Here is a 5408-nt window from a genome sequence, read left to right as displayed (position 1 = left end):
ACCGGCTCGCATCAGACAGCACCACATCCCACCCCATGCCCACCTCAACGAGCCCGCTGCCCACCCGTCACGGCAAAGACCGTTGCAGTACTAGTCCGGCGACACCGGCGAGACGGCCGGGGCTGCCGAAGGCCTCCATGTCCCCGCCGGTGCAGGCGATGAACTCGGCGCCGAGCAGGGTGCCGATGCCGGGCATGCTGGTAATGACCTCAGCGTGCTGGTGCTTGCGGAACCGGGCCTCGATCGCTGCGTCGGTGCGAGCGATCTCTCCGTCCAGGGCCATCACCGCCCGCGCGAGGGTGTGCACCATGGCGGCCGCCGTCCTCTCGCCGGGAACCGCCGTGTGCTGAGCCTGTGCCGCCTCGACGGCGACCGCCGCCACTGCCGGCGCGCTGCGGACCTTGCGGTTCGACAGTCAACTCGCCAGCCGTGACTGGCCGATGCGGCGCAGCGCCGCTGGGGTCTGGTAACCCGTCAGCAGGACGAGTGCGGCCTTGGAGGTGCTGTAGTCGAAGGCACGTTCCAGAGCGGGGAAGTACTCCAGGATCTGGGCTCGGAGCCGGTTGATCGCTCTGGTGCGGTCGGCGGTGAGGTCGTAGCGGCGGGCGGTGAGGATCCGCAGGTCGATCGCGATCTCGTCCCACTCCTGCAAAGGCTGCAGGTCACGGCGCATTCGGGCCTGGTCTGCAATGACGTAGGCGTCCTTCGCGTCGGTCTTCCCGTCACCGCGGTAGGAACCGGAGGCGTGATGCACCGTCCTGCCCGGGATGTAGAGGAGTCGCTGCCCGTGTCCAGTAAGCAGCGCGATCAATAGCGCGGCCCCGCCGGCGTTCAAGTCGACCGCCCACGTCACCGGGTGGCCGTCGGCCAGGTCCAGCACGTCACTCATCAGTTCCAGCAGCTCGTGCTCGTCGTTCGGCACCTGCCGCGCCAGGACCTTCGCCCCGTCCCCATCGATCACCGTGCTTGGTGTTCAGCCTTTCCCGCATCCGTCCCCGCCCACAACTCGGGCACCGGCGTCTCCCTCCCTCACTTCGGCATGAGCCTTTTGAGCCACACCCGAAACCCCTGGGCCTCCCAATCCTACGAATGACCAGGATGAAGCCCACGAATAAGGTAGGGAGCCTTTTCAGCGTTGCTTCTCCAGGGTGAGGATGGCTTTGCCTGCTGACGACAGGCGGTTGGGACTGCACCGGGCGTGACGGAAGAGGCGCCAGCGCTTGAGGGTGGCCATGCCAGATTCGGCGGGATACCGAAGCCGGGCGTGCGCCCGGTTCAGCGATCTTTGCCGGGCGGTGAGCTCCTTGCGGGGTGGGCGTCGGGTCGGCGTGGCGAAGGTGCCGCCGGCGCCGAGGTAGGCCTGCGTGCACGTATGCGTGGGCGGTGCCGATGCTGATCCGGAAACCGGCCGCGATCCAGGATACGTAACCAACGAGGCTCCCCGGCCGAAGAGTTGAGGCGTCAGACATCGCTCAACCGCCAGGGAGCCTCGTCCGTTCCGCACGGGTCGCCGGCCAGTCGGCCGTCACCCGATCGGCTGCCCCGCTGAAAGGGCTCACTCACTCACAGGTTTGACAATTACTCCTGCGGACAACAGCAACGGCTCTAGCTTCGGGCCCCGACGAGGAACAGACGCACCAGCAGCAGGAGTCACACAACAACTACCGATCAACCACTGGCGCAGCACACTAACAGTAGTGCAGCTTATGATAGTCGGCTCTCTGGGTGGAGAACCTAAGCCGTCGCATTATTCGCGGTATGCCCTCTTCCACATAAGCGCATTTGCGGCGTCGGTGGCGACGAGAGCGAGAAGGTAGATCGTGCTGTGCTGACCGTTAGACACAAGGCTGGGGCCCTGACCTTGTATATGCACGTGCTGGCTCTCCTGCTCCCAGTAGCCGTTGTTCAGAGTGTATCCGTCCCAACTCAGGCGGTGATACCAGACCGTGCCGTCCTCAGCGTCACCAGCTACCAGCATGTGCCCGTTCTGCAAGGAGGCTATAGAAAGCTGCGAGTGAATAGCGCCACCGATATCCCGCCACGAGCTCCAATCTCCGCTCCCCACCACCTGGTGGGCAATGTAGACCCGGTTGTCCACCCCCCGATGTGCCGCATACAGGCGACTGCCGTTGACCGCTATGGCCGGGGCGGTGTAAGAGTTGCTGCCCCCACCTATAACATTATGAACCGACCACTGCGAGCCGTCCCAGTACGTGCCCATGATCCTACCTGTGTCGCCACCTCGGTAGACCATGTAGAAATGGTTACGCCCGGACCCGAGCGTCACGACGGACACGGAGTTCTCTACGCCGGTTTCCTGGTTGGGGACGACACGCCATTGCCCAAGAGTGTCATGGGTGGTAGCGCTGATCGTGGTCCAGTAAATGCGGCCGTCCGTTCCGGTATGAAACAACGCGAAGTCGTTTTCGCCATACTGTGTCACGACCACCGGGGCGATGGTCCGAGCACCCGCAAGCACCTCCCGGACGGGCCCATTGTTGAGGGACGTAAAGATTCTGCCGTCGCCTCCGACGAGCGCCGCTAGGTGGTCGTTACCGCTGGTGTAGGCCTCGGCGGGACTGTATCGAAGCCAGCCGATGGCCTGCCCATCCACCATCTCGTTGCTCCACCCGGCGTCTTCTCCCGGGAGGTTGGCGAAGGCCGGGGTGGTGGCCAGAACGAGAGTGCCAGCTGTGGCGGCAGCCACGATAGGCAGCCTCAGCCGCTTAAGGAACAACTTCATTGAATCTCCTCCTGCTGATGTTGGGGACTGCTCCCTGCGGGGTGGCTTCGCTATCACTCGTTTTCCCCTACGCCCCGAGGAACCGCACCGCCGTGCTGGATGCCGGCCGGACCGGCAGCGACACACAGACCTACCTACTGAGTGCGTGCGCGAGCAACAATATAGCCGCTGTGCGAGGTTTGGTGTGGCCCCGTTCTCGGTCCAGGTTCCGCGGCAGGGACTTGGACCGTGCTCATCGCTGGGCAGCGCGGGGACTCCCCACAGTTCGAGGCCGTCCTGGAGTGCGTCCGCGTACCCCAGCTCGGGGCCGGAGCCCCGCACCCGGCCCCCAGCGAGTGCGGGCCGACGATGCGTACGCTTCTCGCAGACTTGTGAGAACTCGTGAGGTGCATTGCGGGGAGTCTCGCTCACCCACCCGGAGTTCCCCCACGACTGCTGCCGGTGATAGGTCTATCCAATGAGGTCCCGTCTCACATGCAGTGTTGACGGAGTGTTGTAAGGGTCGTTGACCTTCACGTGGTGGATGTCAACGGGTCTGTGCAGTTGGTCTTTTCGGGTCTGTCCCCGCTGATTATGGAGGATGCGGCCGACGAGTGTGAGCGATCGTGACGCGGTCTTGGACGGCTCCGGACACCGCGGTCTACCAGGTGTGCGGGGCCTCGTCGGGACGGGTGCACGGTTATCACTGGCGGACGGTGGCCGTCGTTCCGGTCGACGGGCGACGGGTGGTGCTCCGTGTACGGGTGTGGCGTCTGGCGTGTCCGACGCGAGGCTGTCGCCACACCTTCCGCGAACAGGTGCGCGGGGTGCTGGAGCGATACGAGCGACACACCGCCCGGCTGACCAGGCAGGTCACGGTCGTGGTCAAAGGGTTGCCGACATTCGAGCGGTGATGTCGTGATGGCTGAGGTGACTTGATCGTTGCGGTGTGCCGGTTGTATGAGGTATCTGCAGGGTGATGGGCTGACGCCTGAACGGCAGGCGTTTCGCAATCGGATCCGGGTGGAGGCCGCCGGGCGCTTTGCCGCGGGGGCCTGCAACGCAGAAGTTCGCCAAGGACTTACGGGGCAGTGTGCGCTCGGTGCATCGATGGCGCTGGGCCTGGCAGGACGCATGCACCCAAGGACTGCATCGCCTTGACCTGCGCGGACTCCTTCGTTGCCATCCCCGGCCGGGTGCTGGCATCGATCTCGTCCTGGCGGACCCACTTGCGCAGCGTCTCGGTCGTGCCGATGCCCAACTTCTGGGCGACCGCTTTCATCGCGGCCCACTCGCTCTCGTGGTTGGGCCGGACCTCGGCAGCCATCCGCACCGCACGACGGCACAGCTCAAGCGGGAAGAACGTGCCATGACTCGATCCTCTCAAACGATCGAGTCTCTATCGAACCCGGAACGGTTCAGGCCGCTGGAGCACGGTGCGAGCGGAGACATCTGCCGTGTCTCGGTGAATCGGAGCGCGGGTACTCGTCAACGGCAGCCCCGAGCCACCCTGCCTGTCCGCGACGAATTCGGCGACGATCGACAGGGCGGTCTCCTCCGGCGTGCGCGCGCCGATATCCAGACCGATAGGCGAACGCAATCGGCTTAACTCGTCTACGGTGACGCCAGCTTCGCGCAGGCGCCGCATTCGCTCTTCATGCGTGCGCCGGGATCCCATGGCGCCCACGTACGCGACCGGCAACCTCAGCGCGCGCTTGAGAAGCGGGATATCGAACTTCGCATCATGCGTGAGAACGCATAGCACTGTCCGGTGGTCGACATGAGTGGTCTCCAAGTACCGGTGCGGCCAGTCGACGACGACGTCGTCGGCGTCCGGGAAACGCTCCTTGGTAGCGAACACCGGCCGCGCGTCGCATATGGTGACGCGGTAGCCGAGGTATTTACCCAGCCGGACCAGGGCGGCCGCGAAGTCAATGGCACCGAAGACGATCAGGTGTGGGGGCGGAGTGCTGGACTCCACCAATAGCGTAAGTGGCTGACCGCAGGAGGATCCGTCCTCCCCCACCACAACAGTTCCGGTGCGTCCCGCATTCAACATGGACCGCGCCTCCGCCGCCACCGCGCAGGCCAACGGCTCCTGGTCGCTCAGAGTTCCCTCGAACAGGCCGTCGGACCGGACCCCCAACCCACGGCTGATCAGCTCGGCAGGTCCGTCGACGACGCGGGCCAGAGCAACCGGCTCACCCGCGCAGACGGCCGACAGGACGGCTGTGATCATCTCTCGTCCTGGATCACCGGCACGGACCGGCGTAACGATGATGTCGACCACACCTCCGCAGGTCAGACCGACGGCGAATGCGTCGTCATCGCTGTAGCCGAAACGCTCCATGACGGGCTCCCCGTCTTGCAGAGCCTGCCGGCACAGCTCGTACACCGCGCCCTCCACGCATCCGCCGGAGACCGAGCCGATGGCCGCTCCCTCGTCGTTCACCGCGAGAGCGGCACCGGGCGCACGGGGTGCGCTTCCGCTTACCGCGGCCACCGTTGCGACGGCGAAGTCATGTCCCTGCTCGACCCAGCGGTGCAACTCCCCAGCGATGTCCAGCATGTCCCTCCTTGAATCTGATGCTGTACGCGCCCACCGGCGTTGTGGCGTGCGGGGTTACGCCGCGGGCTCGGGCTCCGGCTCCACGGCCGTCTCCTGGGCGCCGTCCGGGTCGAGCGG

General features: G+C 65.3%; 3 protein-coding genes and 2 pseudogenes. 1 reads left to right on the top strand and 4 read right to left on the bottom strand.

Annotation, left to right across the window (positions count from 1 at the left end; genetic code table 11):
* Positions 1–91 precede the first annotated feature (91 nt).
* From ACIP9H_RS42185 to ACIP9H_RS42175, 3 genes and pseudogenes are all read right to left on the bottom strand, one after another.
* Positions 92–1014 (bottom strand): annotated as a pseudogene (locus ACIP9H_RS42185) (IS110 family transposase); the annotation flags it as partial.
* Positions 1015–1129: 115 nt separating this feature from the next.
* Positions 1130–1504, bottom strand: a complete 375-nt coding sequence (locus ACIP9H_RS42180; RefSeq protein WP_401598042.1) for a transposase family protein — start codon at positions 1502–1504, stop codon at positions 1130–1132.
* A gap of 243 nt (positions 1505–1747) precedes the next feature.
* On the bottom strand, positions 1748–2743 hold the full coding sequence (locus ACIP9H_RS42175) for a hypothetical protein (RefSeq protein WP_401964248.1): 996 nt from the start codon (positions 2741–2743) through the stop codon (positions 1748–1750).
* 516 nt (positions 2744–3259) lie between these two features.
* Here ACIP9H_RS42175 and ACIP9H_RS42170 point away from each other — a divergent pair.
* Positions 3260–3618 (top strand): annotated as a pseudogene (locus ACIP9H_RS42170) (transposase family protein); the annotation flags it as partial.
* A gap of 503 nt (positions 3619–4121) precedes the next feature.
* Here the strand turns inward: ACIP9H_RS42170 and ACIP9H_RS42165 are convergent.
* Positions 4122–5291 carry an XdhC family protein gene (locus ACIP9H_RS42165; protein ID WP_401598034.1) on the bottom strand — a complete coding sequence of 390 codons (1170 nt, stop codon included), beginning with the start codon at positions 5289–5291 and terminating at the stop codon, positions 4122–4124.
* Positions 5292–5408: the final 117 nt, after the last annotated feature.

Origin of the sequence: Streptomyces sp. NPDC088732 (assembly GCF_044751205.1) — a bacterium.
Taxonomy (GTDB): domain Bacteria; phylum Actinomycetota; class Actinomycetes; order Streptomycetales; family Streptomycetaceae; genus Actinacidiphila.
Note: the sequence above shows the minus strand (reverse complement) of the source record. Positions and strands in the feature narration are given on the sequence as shown.